At 63.8% G+C, this 18,276-nt stretch carries 18 protein-coding genes; 5 read left to right on the top strand and 13 right to left on the bottom strand.

Features of this window, described 5'->3' with window-relative positions:
- Positions 1 to 69 precede the first annotated feature (69 nt).
- Positions 70 to 1,692: an AMP-binding protein gene (locus EH231_RS29850; protein ID WP_090433756.1), complete on the top strand. Its 1,623-nt coding sequence runs from the start codon at positions 70 to 72 to the stop codon at positions 1,690 to 1,692.
- A 368-nt stretch (positions 1,693 to 2,060) separates the two neighbouring features.
- On the opposite strand, the gene EH231_RS29845 is transcribed toward EH231_RS29850, so the two are convergent.
- Entirely contained in the window at positions 2,061 to 2,957 is an 897-nt protein-coding gene (locus tag EH231_RS29845) for a crotonase/enoyl-CoA hydratase family protein (protein ID WP_090433758.1), read from the bottom strand.
- Between the two features lie 127 nt (positions 2,958 to 3,084).
- On the opposite strand from EH231_RS29845, the gene EH231_RS29840 reads away from it, so the two are divergent.
- Positions 3,085 to 4,554 carry an amidase gene (locus EH231_RS29840; protein ID WP_090433760.1) on the top strand — a complete coding sequence of 490 codons (1,470 nt, stop codon included), beginning with the start codon at positions 3,085 to 3,087 and terminating at the stop codon, positions 4,552 to 4,554.
- Positions 4,555 to 4,572: 18 nt separating this feature from the next.
- Here EH231_RS29840 and EH231_RS29835 read toward each other — a convergent pair whose 3' ends face one another.
- The 7 genes from EH231_RS29835 to EH231_RS29805 form a co-directional block, all read right to left on the bottom strand.
- A complete protein-coding gene (locus EH231_RS29835; protein ID WP_090433762.1) occupies positions 4,573 to 4,899 on the bottom strand; it encodes an MmcQ/YjbR family DNA-binding protein in 327 nt (108 codons plus the stop codon).
- 90 nt (positions 4,900 to 4,989) lie between these two features.
- A complete protein-coding gene (locus tag EH231_RS29830) occupies positions 4,990 to 5,943 on the bottom strand; it encodes an alpha/beta fold hydrolase (RefSeq protein WP_420891982.1) in 954 nt (317 codons plus the stop codon).
- A 56-nt stretch (positions 5,944 to 5,999) separates the two neighbouring features.
- Positions 6,000 to 6,599 (bottom strand): L-lysine exporter, encoded by a 600-nt coding sequence (lysE, locus tag EH231_RS29825; protein WP_090433766.1) that lies wholly within the window; start codon positions 6,597 to 6,599, stop codon positions 6,000 to 6,002.
- Positions 6,600 to 6,666: 67 nt separating this feature from the next.
- Positions 6,667 to 6,996, bottom strand: coding sequence for a helix-turn-helix domain-containing protein (locus tag EH231_RS34875; RefSeq protein WP_124713891.1), 330 nt, complete (start codon positions 6,994 to 6,996; stop codon positions 6,667 to 6,669).
- 218 nt (positions 6,997 to 7,214) lie between these two features.
- Positions 7,215 to 7,904 (bottom strand): class I SAM-dependent methyltransferase, encoded by a 690-nt coding sequence (locus EH231_RS29815; RefSeq protein WP_241177839.1) that lies wholly within the window; start codon positions 7,902 to 7,904, stop codon positions 7,215 to 7,217.
- A 198-nt stretch (positions 7,905 to 8,102) separates the two neighbouring features.
- Entirely contained in the window at positions 8,103 to 8,501 is a 399-nt protein-coding gene (locus EH231_RS29810; protein ID WP_090433769.1) for a hypothetical protein, read from the bottom strand.
- 226 nt (positions 8,502 to 8,727) lie between these two features.
- Positions 8,728 to 9,954 carry an FAD-dependent monooxygenase gene (locus EH231_RS29805; RefSeq protein WP_090433771.1) on the bottom strand — a complete coding sequence of 409 codons (1,227 nt, stop codon included), beginning with the start codon at positions 9,952 to 9,954 and terminating at the stop codon, positions 8,728 to 8,730.
- Between the two features lie 77 nt (positions 9,955 to 10,031).
- Here EH231_RS29805 and EH231_RS29800 point away from each other — a divergent pair, with 77 nt between their 5' ends.
- From EH231_RS29800 to EH231_RS29790, 3 genes are all read left to right on the top strand, one after another.
- Entirely contained in the window at positions 10,032 to 10,649 is a 618-nt protein-coding gene (locus EH231_RS29800; protein WP_090433773.1) for a TetR/AcrR family transcriptional regulator, read from the top strand.
- Positions 10,650 to 11,513: 864 nt separating this feature from the next.
- A complete protein-coding gene (locus EH231_RS29795; RefSeq protein WP_090433775.1) occupies positions 11,514 to 12,161 on the top strand; it encodes a TetR/AcrR family transcriptional regulator in 648 nt (215 codons plus the stop codon).
- A 76-nt stretch (positions 12,162 to 12,237) separates the two neighbouring features.
- The gene (locus EH231_RS29790) at positions 12,238 to 13,071 is read left to right on the top strand and encodes an SDR family oxidoreductase (protein WP_090433777.1); all 834 of its coding nucleotides are present in this window, start codon (positions 12,238 to 12,240) and stop codon (positions 13,069 to 13,071) included.
- 65 nt (positions 13,072 to 13,136) lie between these two features.
- Here EH231_RS29790 and EH231_RS29785 read toward each other — a convergent pair whose 3' ends face one another.
- From EH231_RS29785 to EH231_RS29765, 5 genes are all read right to left on the bottom strand, one after another.
- Complete coding sequence (locus EH231_RS29785) at positions 13,137 to 13,982, bottom strand: LLM class F420-dependent oxidoreductase (protein WP_090433779.1); 846 nt, start codon at positions 13,980 to 13,982, stop codon at positions 13,137 to 13,139.
- A gap of 218 nt (positions 13,983 to 14,200) precedes the next feature.
- Entirely contained in the window at positions 14,201 to 15,166 is a 966-nt protein-coding gene (locus tag EH231_RS29780) for an NAD(P)H-dependent flavin oxidoreductase (protein ID WP_090433781.1), read from the bottom strand.
- A gap of 73 nt (positions 15,167 to 15,239) precedes the next feature.
- Complete coding sequence (locus EH231_RS29775; protein ID WP_420891981.1) at positions 15,240 to 16,544, bottom strand: lipase family protein; 1,305 nt, start codon at positions 16,542 to 16,544, stop codon at positions 15,240 to 15,242.
- Between the two features lie 195 nt (positions 16,545 to 16,739).
- Positions 16,740 to 17,672: an alpha/beta hydrolase gene (locus tag EH231_RS29770; protein ID WP_090433783.1), complete on the bottom strand. Its 933-nt coding sequence runs from the start codon at positions 17,670 to 17,672 to the stop codon at positions 16,740 to 16,742.
- Entirely contained in the window at positions 17,669 to 18,127 is a 459-nt protein-coding gene (locus tag EH231_RS29765) for a DUF3237 domain-containing protein (RefSeq protein WP_124713890.1), read from the bottom strand. The genes EH231_RS29770 and EH231_RS29765 overlap by 4 nt, the downstream gene beginning before the upstream one ends.
- Positions 18,128 to 18,276 lie beyond the last annotated feature (149 nt).

Here is an 18,276-nt window from a genome sequence, read left to right as displayed (position 1 = left end):
GAGAACGCTTATCGCGCTTCGCCCGTTCTTCACCGACTAATCCCACTGAGCCAAAAGGAAGTGCTCTGCATGAGCTTCGGCGGCCCACACCCTGACATCGACATCCCCGATTCCAGTCTCTACCAATTCCTCTTCGCCGGGTTGCATACCGACGACCTCGATGGGCCCGCGCTCGTCGACGCACCATCCGGTTGCACGACGACCTACCGATCGCTGCTGCTCCAAATAGATGTGCTCGCTGGCGCGCTCGCTGCGCGGGGCCTGAAGCCGGGCGAGGTCGTCGGTTTGCTCGCCGCAAATTCGCCGGCATTCGCCGCCGTCTACCACGCCGTGCTGCGTGCCGGTGGTGTCATCACGACGATCAACGTTCTCTACACCAGCGACGATATTCGCCGCCAGCTCGCCGATGCCGGCGCGCGATTCTTGTTCGCCGACAGTGCATTGCAGCCGCAGGCGTCAGCTGCGGCGGACGCGGCGGGGATTCCTGAGGAACACAGGATCGCCATGGACCTCGACGCTCGCACGCTCTCTGTGCGCGACCTGGTGGCCGAGGGGGCGGCATTTTCGGGGTCGCATTCGCCTGCCGAGGCAGCTCAGCAACTCGCCGTCCTGCCGTACTCCTCTGGCACCACAGGTCACCCCAAAGGTGTCAAGCTCACACATCGCAACCTGATTGCAAATCTCTGTCAGATCGAGCCTGTCATGGGGATCACTGCCCAAGACACGCTCATCGCCGCACTACCGTTCTTCCATGTCTACGGAATGACGACCATCCTCAATGCCGGCTTGCACCGGCGCGCTCGTATCGTCACGATGCCCAAGTTCGAACTCCAAGCTTTCCTCTCCGCCATATCAACCCACCGGTGCACCTACGCATTCATCGCACCACCAATTGCCATCAGTCTCCTCACGGACCCCATGGTCAGCGAGTTCGATCTGTCCAGTCTCGACACGATCGTCTCGGGAGCCGCGCCGTTGGATCGTGACGTGGCATCGGCCCTACAGGACCGGCTGAAATGTCGGGTTCGTCAGGGATACGGAATGTCGGAAATGAGCCCGGTGTCCCATGTGATCCCCCGCGACCGCGATGACATCGACCTGGGGTCGGTTGGTACCACCATTCCCAACATGGAATGCAAACTCATCGACCCGGCGACGGGGACGGAGATCTCCGTGCCTACGCAGGGAAGCTCCGCGCCAGGCGAACTATGGTGCAAAGGGCCCAACGTCATGGCCGGCTACCTCCGCGATGACCAAGCCACTTCCTCGACGCTGGATGCCGACGGATATCTACACACGGGCGACATTGCCACTGTCGACCCTGCCGGTATCGTCACGATCGTCGACCGCATGAAAGAGCTGATCAAATACAAGGGTTACCAGGTTCCGCCAGCCGAACTGGAGGCACTCTTGCGCACCCATCCGGGTATCCACGACGCGGCAGTCATTGCCGCACGCACCCGTGACGGCCAGGAAGTTCCAAAGGCGTACGTCGTCGCAACCTCCGAGAGCGCCCTCGACAGCGCAGAAGTGATGGCCTTCATCGCCGCTCAAGTGGCCCCACACAAGAAGATTCGGCTCGTCGAGTTCGTCGACGACATTCCCAAGTCTCCGACAGGAAAGATTCTTCGCAAAGATCTAGCGAAACGCGGAGCGGACGGGACTACCAAACACACCGATGTGGCCGACTGACGCCCCAGCACATTCGCAGCCACCCGCTCAGCAGCACCGATTACGGGGCGCAGAGTCCCAGGCTTGACACGAACACGTCCACAACCGCCTGAGGCTCGATCCGACGACGACGAGTATGTGCCATTCAACCTTGAAGTTCCAAAGGCATCTCCTAGCTGCCGGTCTGTGCGAAGACTGCCGATAGTGGCGAACGCTGCCAGAGTGCGGCGATTGCCGGTCAGGCTCCAGCACTCCCAAGCGCGAACTTCTGCACCACCGTATCGTTCTAGGATTCGCCATCCAGAATGCAAAAACCTGTCTGCCAAACCTGATGCTATCGCGCGAAGGTGCTGGTCAGGGCGTCGCGATATGACACGGAGTTTTGCAACCTACAAGCGACTGGCTTGGCCGCCGCCGGTGATCCACTCCCGATAGAACGGCGGCATGTCGGAAGCCCGCCCGGAGAAGCGCGGTGGCCGCTTGTCGAGGAAGGCCCGCACGCCGTCGTGGCCGTCACCGATGCTCGTGTAGAACATCGCCAGCGAGTCCACCCGGTGTGCGTCGACGGGATGCGGTTCGGACGCATTCCGGTAGAGCATCTGCCGCATGAGGGCGACCGAGACCGGTGAGCGGTCGCGCGTCCACGCGTCGGCCAGCGCGCGTGCCTCGGTGATCAACGCGTCCGGTTCGTGGACGGCCTGCACCAGCCCGATCTCACGGGTAGCGTCTGCGGTGAGAATGTCGGAGCGGTACACCAGGTCCAACGCCGCTGGCATGCCGACGATTCGGGGCAGGAACCAGGTCGAACACGCTTCCGGGGTGATGCCCAGCTTTCCGAAGACCAGCCCGAAGCGGGCCTTCGTCGACATCAGCCGGGCATCCATGGCCAGCGTCATCGTCGCGCCGATCCCGACCGCGGCCCCGTTGATGGCGGCGATCACCGGTTTGCGGCAGGCATAGATCGCCAGGGTCACCCGGCCGCCGGTATCCCTGACCCGGCGCAGCTCGGGGTCGTCGAGGTCGGCCATGTCGGCCAGGCTCGGCGACTTGGACTCGTCGAGGCCGAACACGTTGCCCTCACTCGAGAGGTCCATGCCGGCGCAGAACGCCCGGCCTTCGCCGGTCACGATGACGGCACGCACCGCGTCGTCGTCGTTGACCGCCACGAAGGTGCGCTCCAACTCGTCGGCCATCTCGACGGTGAAGGCATTGAGGTTGTCCGGGCGATCGAGGACAACGGTCAGGATTCCGTCGTCGAGCTCGTGCCGGATCGTCGTGAAGTCCACGGATGCTCCTTCTCGGGTCGGTTGGTACTCAGCTTGCCCAACCCGGGTTTCTGGCGGCAACGACCCCCAGCTTGTTGGTCCGGGCGGTAAGTCACCGCGCAACGGCGCCGCGGTCTAGGTTCGTGGGGTGGACTTTGACGAGTACCGGACACACGACGCCACTTCCTTGGCGAAACTGGTTGCTGACAAGCAGGTTTCGGCGGCTGAGCTGCTGGCCACGGCCCAGGGGCGGGCGGCGGCGGTAAACCCGAAGCTCAACGCCATCGTGCGCGAGGTTCCGGCTTCGCCGACCGACGACCTGACTGGCCCGTTCGCCGGGGTCCCGTTTCTGATCAAGGATCTTGCCCAGGACTACGCGGGATTGCCCACCTCGGCCGGTTCACGTGCGCTGATGTCGCTGAACGTCGCCGAGCATGCCACCGTCGTGCAGCGCTGGATCGACGCGGGGCTGGTCATCTTCGGGAAGACCAACACCCCGGAGTTCGGTGCGAAGGGAATCACCGAGCCGGAGGCGTGGGGACCGGCTCGCAACCCTTGGAGCCTGGATAGGTCGCCGGGTGGAAGCTCGGGAGGATCGGCGGCCGCTGTTGCCGCGGGCATCGTGCCCTGTGCCGGGGCCAACGACGGCGGCGGATCGATTCGCATCCCGGCGGCCAGTTGTGGTCTCGTCGGGCTGAAACCGGGCCGTGGGCTGACGCCGTCGGGTCCGGTAGTCGGAGAATCCATGCACGGCGCGGCCGTTCAAGGCGTCGTCTCGCGGACGGTACGCGACACAGCGGCGATGCTCGACGTCCTCAGCGGCGGCGAACCCTGGGGGCCGTACGTGCCGAGCCTGCCCGGTGAGTCGTTCGCCTCGTGCGTGGGGGCGGATCCCGGAAGGCTGCGGATCGGGCTGCGGGTGCCCACGGCGATCAATCCGGCGCCACACCGCGAGGCGTTCGCAGCCGTCGAGGCAACAGCTGCTGCGCTGACCGAACTCGGCCATCATGTCGAGGAACTTCCTCAAGCGCCCTTCGACGATGCCGCGCTTGCCCGCGACTTCCTGCTGACCTGGTTCGTCTACAGCGCATGGGAGCTCGCCGAAGCCAAGCGGCTGACCGGCGCGGGTGACGACGCTTTCGAGCGGGACACACTCATCATGGCGGCGATCGGCCGCGCCACGAGCAGTGTCGACTATCTCGATGCGGTGCAGCGGCGCCACGAACACACGCGGCGGCTGACCACGTTCTTCGAGTCGTACGACCTGCTGTTGACGCCCACCTTGGCGACGCTGCCGCCGCGGATCGGCGAGTTCGACCTGCCGGTCGTGCTGCAGCATGCGGCTGACGCGCTGATCAAGACTCGTACCGCAAGCATGCTGCGCTACACCACGATCGTCGATGACATGGTGGACAAGAACCTGGGCTGGGTGCCCTACACGCAACTGGCGAATATCACCGGCCGCCCAGCGATCTCGCTACCTCTGCACTGGACGGCGGAAGGTCTGCCGCTCGGCGTCCAGTTCGTCGCGCCGCTTGCCGGTGAATCGCTGCTGCTCAAGCTGGGGGCTCAGCTCGAGCAGGCAATGCCCTGGGCCGGTCGCTTCGCCCCAGTCTGAGCGGGTGCGCTCACGTACCTACTCGGTCAGTCGGCTGGGCGCGGCTTGGCGCCAGGAGTCGAGCAGAATATCGCGGAGCTCTTGCCGATCCTCCAGTTCAGCCAACCGGACCCGTACCCAGGCCGAGGCGGCCTCGTGTTGGGGGACCCAGAATTTGTGCGGTTCGGCGGCGATCAATTCCTCACGGTCAAACCGGGGGCAGCGCACCGCAAATGAGGTCTCGTCGTCGGGAACGGTGACGAACATCTTGCCCGCCACGTCGAAGGTCGGATGACCCCAGCGCTCCTTCTCGGTGGTCTCGGGGAAGGAGAGCGCGATGCTGCGCACATTGTCAGCGTCGAGCACGAGTATCGGACCTCCGGTCGCACATGGGTATCCGCTTCGGCAGCCTACCGGGGGCCATGACGTGACAGTCGCCTCGGCGGGACAACGCGCTCAGGTGATCGACCAGAACTCCAGCAGCGTGCGGATGGTCGCCACCAGCGGCAGGGGCTGATCCAGCATCGGGTGGTGGCCGGCCTCGGCGAGTTCGACGAACGGACCCCGCAGTTGCAGCATCGATCGGATCTGGTCGGCCATCCGAGGCGGAACCACCCCGTCTTCGCAACGCAAATACCCAACCCGGCAAGGGATTCGGGCGAAGGTGTTCTCCAGGATCTCCTCGTCGGCAGATGTTTCGTCGAGCAGATGGCCGCCGAAGATGTCGGGGTCGAACTTCCACACCCACCCGTCGTCGGTTTCGCGTATCGATTCCACGGCGATGTGGTGACCGATATAGGGCAGCGTCACGTCCTGTTTCGGCACTGCCCTGAATCGGGCCAGGATCTCGTCCTCGGTTGGGTATCCGGCGGTGTCCCGGCGACGGTTCCGCAGCCGGACTTCCTCGGGTGCGCGATCGCGCAGCGGCGAATCGATGACCAGGATGCTGTCGATCTGCGAGCCGTAGCGGGTGGCGGCCGAGGCGCCCACCCAGCCGCCCATGCTGTGGCCGACGATCGTGGGCCGCGCCGAGGACCCCGAGGCTTCCGATGCCGCGAGAACTTCCCGGGCCCAGATCGAGAGGGCGTACTCGGTGCGCGTTCCGCTGTCGCCGTGCCCGCTCAGGTCAGGCGCGATGACCCGATGGGTGCGGGCGAAGAACGGAGCGATGTGATCCCACCATCCGGAGTGCGCTCCGCCGCCGTGGACGAACGCGAGCGGCGGTTTGTCCGGGTCACCCCAGCTGCGCACGTGAATCGGGCATCCGTCGACGTCGATCGTGGAGTGCTCCGGTGTCTGTTCCAGGGCGGAGGTGAACCAGGCTGGAGCATCCGCCATGGGGTGCGGGGCCGGGGATGGTTCACGGCGGAACATGGGACTCACCTCGTAATTCTGTCGCATGCCCAGAATCCGATCGACACTTGCCTGACGAATTCCGACAGTGCAGAGGTAGTGGAGGCCGGTGCTCAGGACACCGCGAGGCCCACGCCGAGCGCGACCATCATCACCGCGATGACGCCATCGAGGATGCGCCAGGTCATCGGGGTGGCGAACAGGCCGGCCAGTCGACGCGCGCCCAGACCCAGGCCGGTGAACCACAGTGCACTCGCGGCGACCGCGCCGGCCCCGAACAGCCATCGCTGCTCCCGGTGTTCGTTGGCCAGCGAGCCGAGCAGCACCACGGTGTCCAGGTACACGTGCGGGTTCAGCCAGGTCAGTGCCAGGCAGGTCACCAGCACCTCGGCCAGGCGGGCCGGGGTGCGCTCGGACGGATTGAGTGCCGAGGGCCGGAAAGCGCGGCGCGCGGCGAGGACGCCATAACCGATCAGGAAGGCTGCGCCCCCGAACTTCGCCACCGCCATGGCGTCGGGATGCGCGGTGATGACTGCGCCGACACCGGCGATGCCCGCGGCGATCAGGATCAGGTCGGAGACCGTGCACAACGCGATCACCGCGACGATGTGCTCCCCACGGATGCCCTGGCGCAACACGAAGGCATTCTGCGCGCCGATCGCGGCGATCAACGCCATGGTGGTGAGGAATCCGATGAGGACGGGTGAAGCCATGCGTTTGAGGCTATGTACGAGCGGTGATCAAGTACAGCTAATGGTTCTTCATATGGATTAGTTGTGCTTATGTACCTGATAGCAGTCGGCCCTGCCGACGCTCAAGTGTTTGTAGGTTCCAGTTCTCCGCTGGCAATTCCATTTGGAAACTGGCAAAAGTTGGCAATTGCCGGAACTCGCTGGAACGTTGGTGTCCAAAAGGCGCGGTCGGTCCGTGGCGGCGGGATGCGGCGGGGGCGACACGCAGCGAGTGATCTTCGGGGTCGATCGGGTGCCCCAGAAGCTCCTCGATGCGTCGTATGCGTTGTGTCACGGTATTGGCGTGTAACCCCAGTCTGCGGCAACACCGTGACGGACTACCCGACGTCTCCAAGAAGTGTTGCAAGGCAGCCAACATCCGGTCACGGCTCTCGTGCTGCAACAGGGGGGCCGAGCCGGTTGCCCGGCCTCTTAGTTGTTGTGGGCTTGCTACTACCCATTCGCATTCGGATTGCGGTTGGTCGCCGCTTCCCTCGGCGCTCTGCCGAAGGCGTGTCTCATTTCTTGGAAACGAGACAGGGCCGGCTAGGCCGAGGTACGCGGAACTGTCGACTGGGGGCGCTCCCGCTGTGCGCGTCAGGCGTAACCGACCCAGCCGCGGAAGGTGAGGGCGGCGTAGAACAGCGCTACGTCGTTGAAGCCGGCCTCATGCAGGATGGCCTCGTCTTGGTCGGGGGTGAGGATCGGCACCCGTTCCTCGACGGCGTGTCGGGCGTTTTCGGCATCGGCGCGAGCCAGGCCAGCGGTGACGCAAAACTCAACGTGCCGCCGCATCCACCGGTCGCGGCTGACTTCTGGGACGCTGTAATGCGCGACGACTAAAGGCGAACCGGGACGCAGCCGCCGGTGGATCTCGGATATGGTGCGCAGGCGTTCTTCTTTGTCGAGGAAATGCATTGTCAGCACACTGACCGCCCCGTCGTAGAGCGCATCGGCGGGGACGTCGTCAATGACACCGTTAATGAGGTGTACTCGACCAAGATTTGAGCCAACCGTGCATTTGGCTAGGTCGAGCATCTCCTCTGACGGGTCGACACCGTCTATCGTCCATCCAGGGTGGGTGTCGGCGAGCATTGCCAGTTCTTTGCCACCGCCTGCGCCGACGACCAAAACTCGCGCAACGGGTGGTGCGTTTTCCGCCAGGAGCACCGCCGCCATCTGATGCAGAGCGTCATATCCAGGAACTCGTCGTGGTGGCTCGTCTGCGTACCGCGCAACGTGTTCGGCGACGGCGACGGGAGGTTCGGCGGAGGACTGCGACATCATTCCTTCATCCTCCAGCGAGCGCTGGGGTACTGCCAAGAAAACTTGCCAATGAGGCAATTCCTGCTCTCAAGTGAACCGCGCGCTAAAGCTCGCGCTGAGGCTATGTGGCTCAGCGGGATGTGCCCTGGGTGAGACAGGTTCAACTGTCCCGGCCAAGCAGCGACCGGCACGTGTTCAGACCTCGGCCGCAACGACGACTCAGGTACCGGGCAGCTGATCGGCCAACTCGCGCGCATATTCGACTTCGTCGTAGATGGCGAGGACGTCTTGAGGGTGTGTCACCGGAACTCTTGTCGTGTAACAGAACCCGTCGCCCTGGACCACGACCTGAACAAACCCAATCTGCCGCACCTCTTTCATCAGAACCAAGAAAAGTAGGCCCAGCAGACAGAAGAGGGAAAACACGATCGCGAGAACTATCGCGGTGGTCGGGAAGTGCTCTTCGGTCGTGGACATGTCCGTGACCGTCCACACGGTGCCGCGTATCGGAAATTGCCCAGTTGGTGTCGATATCCAATACTCCGAAACAGAAATCTCGCCGATTGTCGCCGACCACTCGTCAGGATCACCTGGGTCCACAAGAGGCGCATCCTGCATGGGGGCGATTAAAGCACGCGGATGTGGCGGGGGCTGTCTGCTTAATGGTTGGACGTAGTTCTAGATGTCGTCGACCAGGACGTTGATGATGTCGGATCCGTTGCCGGGTTGGGTTTCTTGGGTGAGGACGCGAATGGGTATGGAGCCTGTCCGCCGGAGCGGGACATGGCGCCAGGGGTCTTCGCGTGGCGAGAGACGCTGGCGCTGGGGGTCCTCGTTGAGTACGTCAGCGTGGAATGCGGCTCCGTTGCAGATCGTCGGCTCCCAGCGTCAGATCCGTCGCCGCCTCGCGGAGCGGGGGCCTCGACGTCGCCGCGAGTCCGAGTCGCTGCAGCAGTGGCACGAGCGACAGGCGGATGTTGCGTCGCCACAGATCCTTTCGGCTGCGAGCAATAATTGACGAGTCGGTTCGTAGCGCCAGGTCCTGGTTCTTCTCGACGTAGTGGCGCAGTCTGCGTTCATAGGCCTCGAACGCGGCGTGCGGGCGCTCGTGCCGGACGAGTTCGCTCGCCAGCACGTAGGCACCTGCGATCGCGATGCTTGTGCCCTGGCCGGACAGGAACGCCGGCGCGTAGGCGGCGTCGCCGACCAATGCGACACGGTCAGCGCTCCACCGATCCATCCGGATCTGGCTGACGGTGTCGAAGTAGATGTCCTCGGCGCCGAGCGCCGTGTCGATGACATCCGCTGTGCGCCAGTGGTCCTCGGCGAACGCCGCTTGCATCGCCGCGACGGCGGTGCCCCGGTCCCGCGTGTCCACCGAACCCGGGTCATCGTGGACGAAGGCCAGAAAAGCGCGTGCGGGTGCACTATCGGTGGGCCGTTCGACGACGACGGTCCGGCCGGCGTGCGAGTACATGAACCCGTCGCCCGGCTCGAAGCTGTCGGCCGGTAAGTCCCAGATGGCCGCCAGCGGCCCGAGGTGCCGGATGAATTTCTGCTCGGCACCGAAGACCAGGCGACGCACATTGGAGTGGATACCGTCGGCTCCGATCACGACATCGAACGACTGCGCCGCGCGGACCGCGAACGTGACATTCACCCCCGCGTCGGTCTGCTCGATGCCGGTGATCGACTCCCCGAAAACGTAGTCCACCCGGTTGGCGCCGGCGTCGTGCAAGATCCTTCCAAGTTCTCCCCGGGTGATCTCCACGTCGCCGGCGGCCGTGTCGTTGAGCAGGTTGCCGAAGTCCAACGTGGCTAACCGACGCCCACCGGGCGTGAGCAATGCAATCGGAGCGCGGCGGTACCGTGCCGTCGCCAGCCCGTCCTGCAGGCGCATCCGCCGGATGACCTCGACCGCTGTCCCGCGGACATCAACGGGATAGCCGCTTGTACGGAGCCGCTCGGCCCGTTCGACAACGGTCACGTCCCAGCCTGCCTCCGCGAGCCAAAAGGCCAGGACCGGGCCGGCGATGCTTGCGCCGGATACGAGGGCGCTGCGACGGGGCATCGACCTACTCCTTCAGGATTAGATACAAGACTGTTGCTTATCTACCCGAAGTTAACAGCGGACGATAAGCTACGCAAGTGTCCTCTAGACCACCCGCCCAGTCGCGCCGCCGCGGTGCCGCCCTGGAGTCCGCAATCCTCGACGCGGCATGGGATCAGTTGCTCGAGGCCGGCTATGAGAGGTTTACGATCGACGCCGTCGCGAGCCGGTCGGAGACCGCGCGTTCGGTGCTGTACCGACGCTGGCCCTCGCGAATGGACTTGTTGGAGGCGACCATTCGACGCCGCGGTCAGATCGACGAGATCAAGGCCCCAGACACCGGCAGCCTCCGCGACGATGTACTCGCCGTCCTGCACGAGGTGAACGACCGCAGGTCGGGACTCATCGGGCTGTTCACCGTTCGACTCAGTGCGTACTTCGATCAGGAGGGCGGCACCCCCGCCCGGTTTCGCACCCTGTTCCTGCCCGAGGGCCGCTCGCTGATGGACGTGATCGTCGAACGTGCCGCCGCCCGTGGCGAACTCGGCCCAAACCCGCTACCGGAGCGCATCAAGGCACTGCCCAGCGACCTGCTCCGCCACGACCTCTTCATGTCAATGCGGCCAGCGTCCCCGGAGGCGATCGCCGAGATCGTCGACGGCGTCTTCCTGCCCTTGGCGATGAGCGTGGCGTCCAGTACCCGTCCGCGAGAGTGAGGCGACTTGCCCAGCTGACTCCCGTGAGACTGGATCCGTCGCGCTTCTCTAGAAAACGAGACTCCGCTGACAGTCGACCGACCGGATCCGTTGGCGCTGAACACAGCTGAGCTGGCATTGATCCGGTTGTTGGGGCCCCACTGATCACCACGCCCCGTGCGGTCGAACGTCTCGCGAACAGCTACGGTTTATTGGCCGCGATCGGGCGGTGAAGGATCCTCCGCCGAGATCGACGGGCTGTCGGCAATGGTTCTCCTCTCCGCGCTCGTCGGCTACCCCAATCCGTCGTGCTGCTAATTCGTCTACACCAAGCTGCCCAAGAGCACCCCGACATGCTGGCACCGCCACATCGAATCCGGCACGGCGAAGCTGTTTTCACAGATCGCCACGATCGCCTTCCAGAATGCCTTCGACCTCTGGATCGATGAGCATGGACGCAAGGGCTTCACGTCCTGCCTTCGGGTAGTTGCTGATGCGCTTCGCGACGCCGGTCTGTAGTGGCCAGCGGGATTATTCCAGCGGTTCCTGTCGCCGCGGACGAGTTCCGGCAGTCGCCCGGGGGCGTCTAGTGCTCGACACGCGGCCGCTGTCGGTATTCGCCACAGTCCCAACGCAGAACGATCAATCGGGTGCGATGGCCTTCTCCAGAAAAGTTCGGTGCCGATCGCCGGCAACTTCGAGCGCAGACGGACCTCTTGCGACATCCGTCTGCCACTATCTTCAAAAGCTCCGCGTCGGATCCGGTCCGCACGCTCGAAGCCGCCGGCCCCGGTGGCCGGACGTTTACATACGGACTCGGTCTTTTATCCGTCTATCCGCGCCGGGGCTCGCGGAACGACGACACCGCCGTGTTTCACTGGGGCGATGGATCCAGAGCGCTCCGAGACAGCCAGCGGGCGAACGCGTGGCCGTGGTGCGCGGCAGGAGCCGACCCGGCGGACGCTGAAGAGAGCAGAGCGGCACGACCGGGTCTACGAAGCTGCCATCGCGCTGTTCGTTGAACGCGGATTCGAGGCGTCCTCGATGGACGAGATCGCCGAGCGGTCGGGACTGTCGCGCAGCACCGTCTTCACGCACTTCCCGCGCAAGACGCTCTTCCTTGAGGAATGGATGCGGCGACGACGGAATGAGGCTGGGCGGTCAGCGCGAACTGATGGGGTGGCGGGTCGGCCACTTCGTGAAGTGCTCGGTGCCTACCTGGACGCCCTGGCCCTCTCGAACTCCGCTGCTCGTGCGGAGATGTGCGCGCTAGTCCCGCCAGCCCTCCTGCACACGACGATGCTGGTCGACCATCCAGTCGGGGTGGACCTCGCCGCCCTCATCGTGGACACCGAGGCGGTCCTTCGACCGTCCGTGCGACCGGAACGGGTCGGACGGCTGCTCGCGTCGGGCTACGTCTCCGCGATGTCGCAGTGGATCCAGGAGGAGCCCCCAGCGTCCGATCTCGGCGCCGAACTGCGCGCATTGCTGGACCTCGTGCTGTCGGGCGCTCAGCCGGACGAGCCCGAGTAGCACTCTGCCTGGCGCGATGTTGCGAAGTCGGACTCAAGTCTTGTTTCGTGACGGATTCGCTCCTAGGGTTTCAACGATGACCACACTCATCACCGGTGCGACGGGTGGAATCGGGGCGAGCCTGGTTGGACGATTGGCCGAGGCCGGCCGTACCGTGCGGGCAGGCAGTCGCGATCCCCGCAAGGCGGCAGGACTGGGCGCTGAGATCGTGGAACTGGATCTCGCCGCACCGGAAACCTTCGCCGAGGCATTGGAGGGTATTGACCGCATCTTCCTGTACGCGGAACCCGCCGCCATCGAGGACTTCGTCGACTGTGCGGAGCGCGCAGGTGTCCGGCGGGTCGTCCTGCTCTCCTCGGACTCGGCTGAGATGGGCAACGCGGAACACAACTCGCTGGCGCGACATCACGCCGACGTCGAAACGGCCCTTGCTGCTGCGTCTTTCAGCACTACGGTGCTGCGGCCGGGAACATTCGCCACTATGACGCTCGACTGGGCATCCTTCATCCGCGCCGGAGTGCCGATCGAGCAACCCTTCTGGGGAGCCTGTCTCGACGTTATCCATCCCGAGGACATCGCCGACGTGGCCGAGTGTGCGCTTATCGACGACGATCTGGAAGGGCTCGTCCTGCCTCTTGGCGGCCCCGAGGTGCTCAGCTTCCACCAGCAACGTGACACTTTGGCAACCTTGCTCGCACGAGAGCTGGATTGGCGCGAACCCAGCAGAGAACAAGCTGTGCAACATCTTTCGCGGCACGCTCCGCTACCTCTGGTCGATGCCATCCTCGACTACTGGTCGCAACTGCCGCGACACCACCACGAGGCGCGGCGATCTATCGAGCGCATCACCGGAAGGCCCGGACGCTCGTTCCGGCAGTGGGCCGGCGAGCGGCTCGATGCGTTCCGCTGATCGCCGAGGGCGGCGAAGGGGCCGCTCAGTCAGTCACGGCGCGAAATCCTCGGTGCACTGTGGGATCAGTTGAGGCCGAGCGGTCCGGCCAATGCGGTAAGCGAGGGAATCAGTTTGTCGGGTCCGGTCAGGACTTGCACGGGCACGTGGGTCGCGCCGGCAGCGAGATGCTCGTTCAGTCTGGATGCGATGGCATCGGTGCTGCCATACGCGACGAGGGCGTCGATCAGGGCATCGCTACCGGGGGCGGCGACGTCGGAGTCGCTGAACCCCAAACGTTTCCAGTTGTTCACATAGTTGGTCCCTTTGAAGTAGCTGGCGAGAGCTTCGCGTCCGATGGCCCTTGCCTGAGCCGCGTCGGTGTTCAGCACCACTTTGTGCTCCGGGGCGATGAGAGCATCCGGCCCGACCAAGGCGCGCGCCTGAGCTGTGTGTTGCGGGGTGGTCAGGTAAGGATGAGCTCCCATGCTTCGGCGTGCCGCGAGCTTCAGGACCTGGGGGCCGAGCGCGGCGACGACGCGCTGGTCCTCGGGTACGCCGTATTCATCGAGCTTGGCGAGGTACTCGGTGAGCGCGTCGTAGGGTTTCTTGTACTCGGCGATCAGCTCAGGGTGCCCGGCCCCGATCCCGAGCAGGAATCGTCCGGGGTGGGCAGTCTCGATGCGGTGAAACGACTCGGCGACCGGACCGGCGGCCGCCGACCAGATGTTGATGATGCCCGTTGCCACCTTCAGTGTCTTGGTCGGCTCAAGGATTGACTCAACCCAGTCGAGTTCGGCCGGCGGCGAGCCGCCTGCCCAGATTACGCCGTAGCCGAGCGCCTCGATGTCCCTCAGTTGCGCGGCGGTCACTTGTTTCCACTGCTGGAACAGACCGAATACGCCGAAGGTGCCCAGAGTTAACCTAGTCATGGTTCAGGCAACCGGTCGTGTACTCAAGAATATTCCGATATGTCCTGCAGCACTGAGAGTTTGAATACAGAGACCCGAGTTCGCGACCAAAGCGTATGGCGTCGAACATGATATCGCCATCGGCCGCTATCCCGAGCTTGATCGGCGGAGGATGTTGCCGTCGAAAGCGACTTAACGCGAAGGTTTCACGCCATTTCATTAGCTTCCCGGGATCCCAATCAATGCCGTGCGAGCAGTCCATCCATCGCGGTGACGTACTCGCGTCGGAGCCGTGCCACCAACTGTGAGGTGGGGAGTATGGTGTTGATCGTCGCGATGCCTTGCCCGGCACCCCAAATATCCTTCCACGCTTTGGCGTTGATGTTTCCTCCCGAGCCGAAGTTCATCGCTGAAGGCTCTGATATCGGCAGGTTGTCCGGATCCAGGCCGGCGGCCAAAATCGATCCACGGAGGTAGTTGCCGTGTACGCCGGTGAAAACGTTGGTGTATACGATATCTGCCGAGGTACTGGCGGCGATCATGTGCTTGTACGCGGGGGATGCTTTGGCCTCCCGTGTGGCAAGGAAGGCAGATCCGATGTACGCGAGGTCAGCACCCGCGGCTTGTGCGGCCAGAATCGAGCGGCCGTGCCCGATGGCTCCGGACAGCAACAACGGGCCGTCGAACCACGTTCTGATCTCTTGAACCAGGGCGAAGGGGGAGACCGTTCCTGCGTGCCCGCCCGCACCCGCTGCGACAGCAATCAGTCCGTCAGCGCCCTTGTCGATGGCTTTTCGGGCGAACTCGTTGTTGATGACGTCGTGGAACACCACCCCGCCGTAGGAGTGGATGGCCTCATTGATTTCTGATCGTGCGCCCAGTGAGGTGATGATGATCGGCACCCGGTGCTCGATACAGGTCTGCACATCTTCGTCGAGACGGTCGTTGGAACGGTGCACGATCTGATTGACCGCGTACGGAGCTGTCGGGAGTTCAGGGTGAACGGCTTTGTGCTCAGCGAGTGCTGAGGTGATGCGTTGCAACCATTCGCCGAGGACAGGAGTCGGCCGCGCGTTGAGGGCGGGGAACGATCCCACGATGCCCGCGGTGCACTGTGCGATCACCAACTCGGGCCCCGAGCTGATGAACATCGGCGCGGCGACTACCGGAAGTGCGAGGTTTTCGAGGAGCGCTGGGAGGGTCATTGAGATCGCTTTCCTAGTGTCGACATCCACCGATCAGAACCAACTCGGCTGTGCGTGGCATGTGCGTCCACTGCTACAGCTCACTGCACGTGGGTGAGGTGGGCACGCCGTTGAAGCGATCGGAGATCCAGGCCATGCTCCGCTCGCCGTCGACGAAGGCGGTCAGGAGTGAGTTGGTATCGGTCTTGTTGAGGAAGGGTGGTTGCTCGTTGGTCCACAACGTGACGTCGGCTCCCATGGCACACCAATCTCTCGCCGTCGCCACCACCGACTCATATGGCGCGAAAGAATCCCACCGATTATGCGAAAGGTACACCGGTCCAGTGGGTTTCACGTTTCCGACTCGCTGCATTGCCAGGATGGAGCTCAGTGGCTCTTCGCGCACCGATTGATATAGGTCCTTCTTGAACCATGGCTGCAGATGGCGGAACGCGTAGTTGATTCCGGTTTGGATCATGCACTGCCGGCTGGTGTTGGCCACCATCTCCGCACCTCGCGGGGTGAGGGAATCCGCAATCGGTTGGGTCATATCGGGATACGCCTCCTGAATCCCTCGTAGCACCCACCCAAGGGATCCGGCGAGCTGGTTCCCGTCAAGAGGCGGCAACATGCTTGGCAGATCGGTCGTCGCGCCGTTGGCATAGGTTCCAACCACGTTGAGCTCGGGTGCGTACGAGCCGGCCAGCTCTGCCGCCGCCAACGCGGCATGTCCGCCCCCGGCCAGCCAGCCCCAGAAGGCAACGGGTCCATGCGGATCCAACGTGGTCTCAGGAAGTTTCATCGCTGCCCGCGCGGCATCGCTCAGTGCCGTACCGCCTGCGACCCGGTTCAGGAACTGCGGCGCCATCTGACCGTGCACTCCCAATCCGACACCATCGGTGACCACTATCGCGAAGCCGCGCGCCAGAAGAGTCGCAATGAATCCTTCCTCTAGGTTGAACATCAGGTCGAAACCCGTGTCCAACGAGGCATGGATGCCTTGGTTGAACAGGCGGGACGGAGCACACTGCTCTCCCATTCCGTACGGCGCTGTGGCGTAGGCAAGCAACGGACGGGGCCCGCTGCCGGGCCAGGCGATATCAGGCTCGATATAGGTGCCCGTGACCGCCACGGGATGACCCTGAGCATCGGTGCTGCGATACATGATTCGTGTTCCGGTCCCCACGAAGGAGCCCAATTGTCCGGAAGGCTCCAGAACCAGCCTGGAGGGCTCCGTTCGGATGAGATCACCCGGCGCGCCCGCGGGCAGGGGATCCGGCGGCGTGTAGAACGCCAAGTACTGTGATTCGTCAGCCCGTGCAACCGGCGTATTCCCCGAAAATGGCACTGAAGCAATGGCACACAGGACAATGATCACCGACCTGACCCAGCTTCGCACGCGGCATTTCGGGACGTGCGCAGATTCGTCACCCGAAAAGGGAATCATCGTTGGTTTCCTCTGGTTGGACTGGTTGGACGGCGGAAGTGACGCCTTCTGAAGCGAGCGCAGAGTCAGCACAGCCCAAAGCGGTAATAGATTGTGCTGGTGCGTGTTTGCATTGGGTTTGAACGCCCGTTGGGTTGGGCCAGAAAGCTAGCCGAGCAACGCCGCGAGCTCCCTCGCGAACACGGTGATGGCGTGATCGCCGTCGTCGAGTACGCCTGCCAGTAAGGGGAAGCTATGCGGCATGCCCTCGTAATCGTGGGTTTGAACCTTGACTCCCGCCGCGGCGAGCCTGCCACCGTACCGGTGCGCGTCGTCGGCAACGGGATCGATCTGAGCACTGACGATCACAGCAGGCGGGGCCCCCACGAGGTTCTGCGTCAGCAATGGCGAGGCGAGGCTCGAATGACGGTCGTCCGGTTCGGGTACGTACATGTCGTAAGCCCATTTAAGCGCCGCCCGGGTGAGGAAGGGACCGTCCTTGTACCGTTCGACGGAGTCACTGCTCATGGTGGCATCGAGTGCAGGGCACAGCAGACCTTGGGCCTTGACCGGAGGACCTTGCTCTCGCGAGGCAAGTGCAACGCTGGCCGCCAGTGCGCCCCCGGAGGAATCGCCCGCGACCGCAATGGCTTCGGGGTCGATACCTAGTTCATCGGCATGCTCACTGACCCAAGAGAATGCATCGGCGGCGTCATGATGAGCGCAGGGAAACTGGTCTTCGGGTGCCAAGCGGTATCCCACGGAAATCACGATGAGTTCACCCCGCACGCAGAGTTTTCGGCACAGCCGATCGTGGGTGTCGAGGCTTCCGCGTACGAACGCCCCGCCATGCAGATAGACAACGGCCGGCAGTGCCGGTGCGGCTACGGGTGGGCGGTAACACCGCGCCGCGACCACACCCTCGCGGACATTGATCATGAAATCGTCTACTGTGCAACGGTTATCAACGTCTCCTGCCAACGTGATCAATTTCTCCCCGGCTGCCCGGTAAGATGCGATCGGCATCTCCCACGGCTGTGGGGTAGGTCGTTCGGACTGGGCGTGCAGCAGCTGCTGAACCTGGGGATGCAGCGCACTCATGCCGCGACTCGGAAGACTTGGAATTCGACGACGGGTCCGGGTTGGATGCGTCCCTGTCCGACGAAGATGCTCTGGTTGACCCAGGCATATTTGGGGTCACCGGATTCCAGGCGTGGGGTGGTGACGAAGTAGTGGTCGCCGAAGTCGGTGCCGCTGTTGGCGCCGCCGAGGGCGCCTGCAGCGGCTTCGTTGACCTCTACCAGGCCTTGGTAGCTCATGTAGATGACGGCGCCGTCGTCGGTGTAGAACTGGGCGCGCACGTCGAGTCGGCCGTAGCCGTCTTCGCCGGCCAGTAGCCAGTCCCCGCCGCCGGGGGCGGCGGTGCCGCTGAATCGGTTTCCGGTGACTTTGCCTCCGGTGACGGCGAGGACTTGGCGTAGTCCGTAGGGACCCGGACCGACGATCTGAGGTTCGGCCAGCTCTGCGGTGTAGCTGAACTCCGGTTCCAATTTCACTGTTGGGCCTCCATTTTCGAGCGGGGCTGCCTTCAGCGCCGCGGTGGTTCCGAGAGTGCACGATACGTGGGTGATAGTCAACACATTGTCGAGTTTTACTTGACTTCGCTGAACTGGTTACATTTTTAGAAATAGACACTGCGTTGACT

The sequence above is a fragment of the Mycolicibacterium nivoides genome, from assembly GCF_003855255.1.
Classification (GTDB): domain Bacteria; phylum Actinomycetota; class Actinomycetes; order Mycobacteriales; family Mycobacteriaceae; genus Mycobacterium; species Mycobacterium nivoides.
The sequence above is the reverse complement of the archived record's forward strand: the minus strand, read 5'-3'. Positions and strand labels throughout refer to the sequence as shown.

Excerpts from the sequence above, each read along its gene's own strand:
- EH231_RS29815 (WP_241177839.1), bottom strand. The coding sequence starts at position 7,904 with ATGATGTCGCAGTCCTCCGCCGAACCTCCCGTCGCCGTCGCCGAACAC.
- EH231_RS29850 (WP_090433756.1), top strand. The coding sequence starts at position 70 with ATGAGCTTCGGCGGCCCACACCCTGACATCGACATCCCCGATTCCAGT.
- EH231_RS29780 (WP_090433781.1), bottom strand. The coding sequence starts at position 15,166 with ATGACCCTCCCAGCGCTCCTCGAAAACCTCGCACTTCCGGTAGTCGCC.
- EH231_RS29790 (WP_090433777.1), top strand. The coding sequence starts at position 12,238 with ATGACCACACTCATCACCGGTGCGACGGGTGGAATCGGGGCGAGCCTG.
- EH231_RS29810 (WP_090433769.1), bottom strand. The coding sequence starts at position 8,501 with ATGCAGGATGCGCCTCTTGTGGACCCAGGTGATCCTGACGAGTGGTCG.
- lysE (WP_090433766.1), bottom strand. The coding sequence starts at position 6,599 with ATGGCTTCACCCGTCCTCATCGGATTCCTCACCACCATGGCGTTGATC.
- EH231_RS29795 (WP_090433775.1), top strand. The coding sequence starts at position 11,514 with ATGGATCCAGAGCGCTCCGAGACAGCCAGCGGGCGAACGCGTGGCCGT.
- EH231_RS29785 (WP_090433779.1), bottom strand. The coding sequence starts at position 13,982 with ATGACTAGGTTAACTCTGGGCACCTTCGGCGTATTCGGTCTGTTCCAG.
- EH231_RS29770 (WP_090433783.1), bottom strand. The coding sequence starts at position 17,672 with ATGAGTGCGCTGCATCCCCAGGTTCAGCAGCTGCTGCACGCCCAGTCC.
- EH231_RS34875 (WP_124713891.1), bottom strand. The coding sequence starts at position 6,996 with ATGTTGGCTGCCTTGCAACACTTCTTGGAGACGTCGGGTAGTCCGTCA.
- EH231_RS29805 (WP_090433771.1), bottom strand. The coding sequence starts at position 9,954 with ATGCCCCGTCGCAGCGCCCTCGTATCCGGCGCAAGCATCGCCGGCCCG.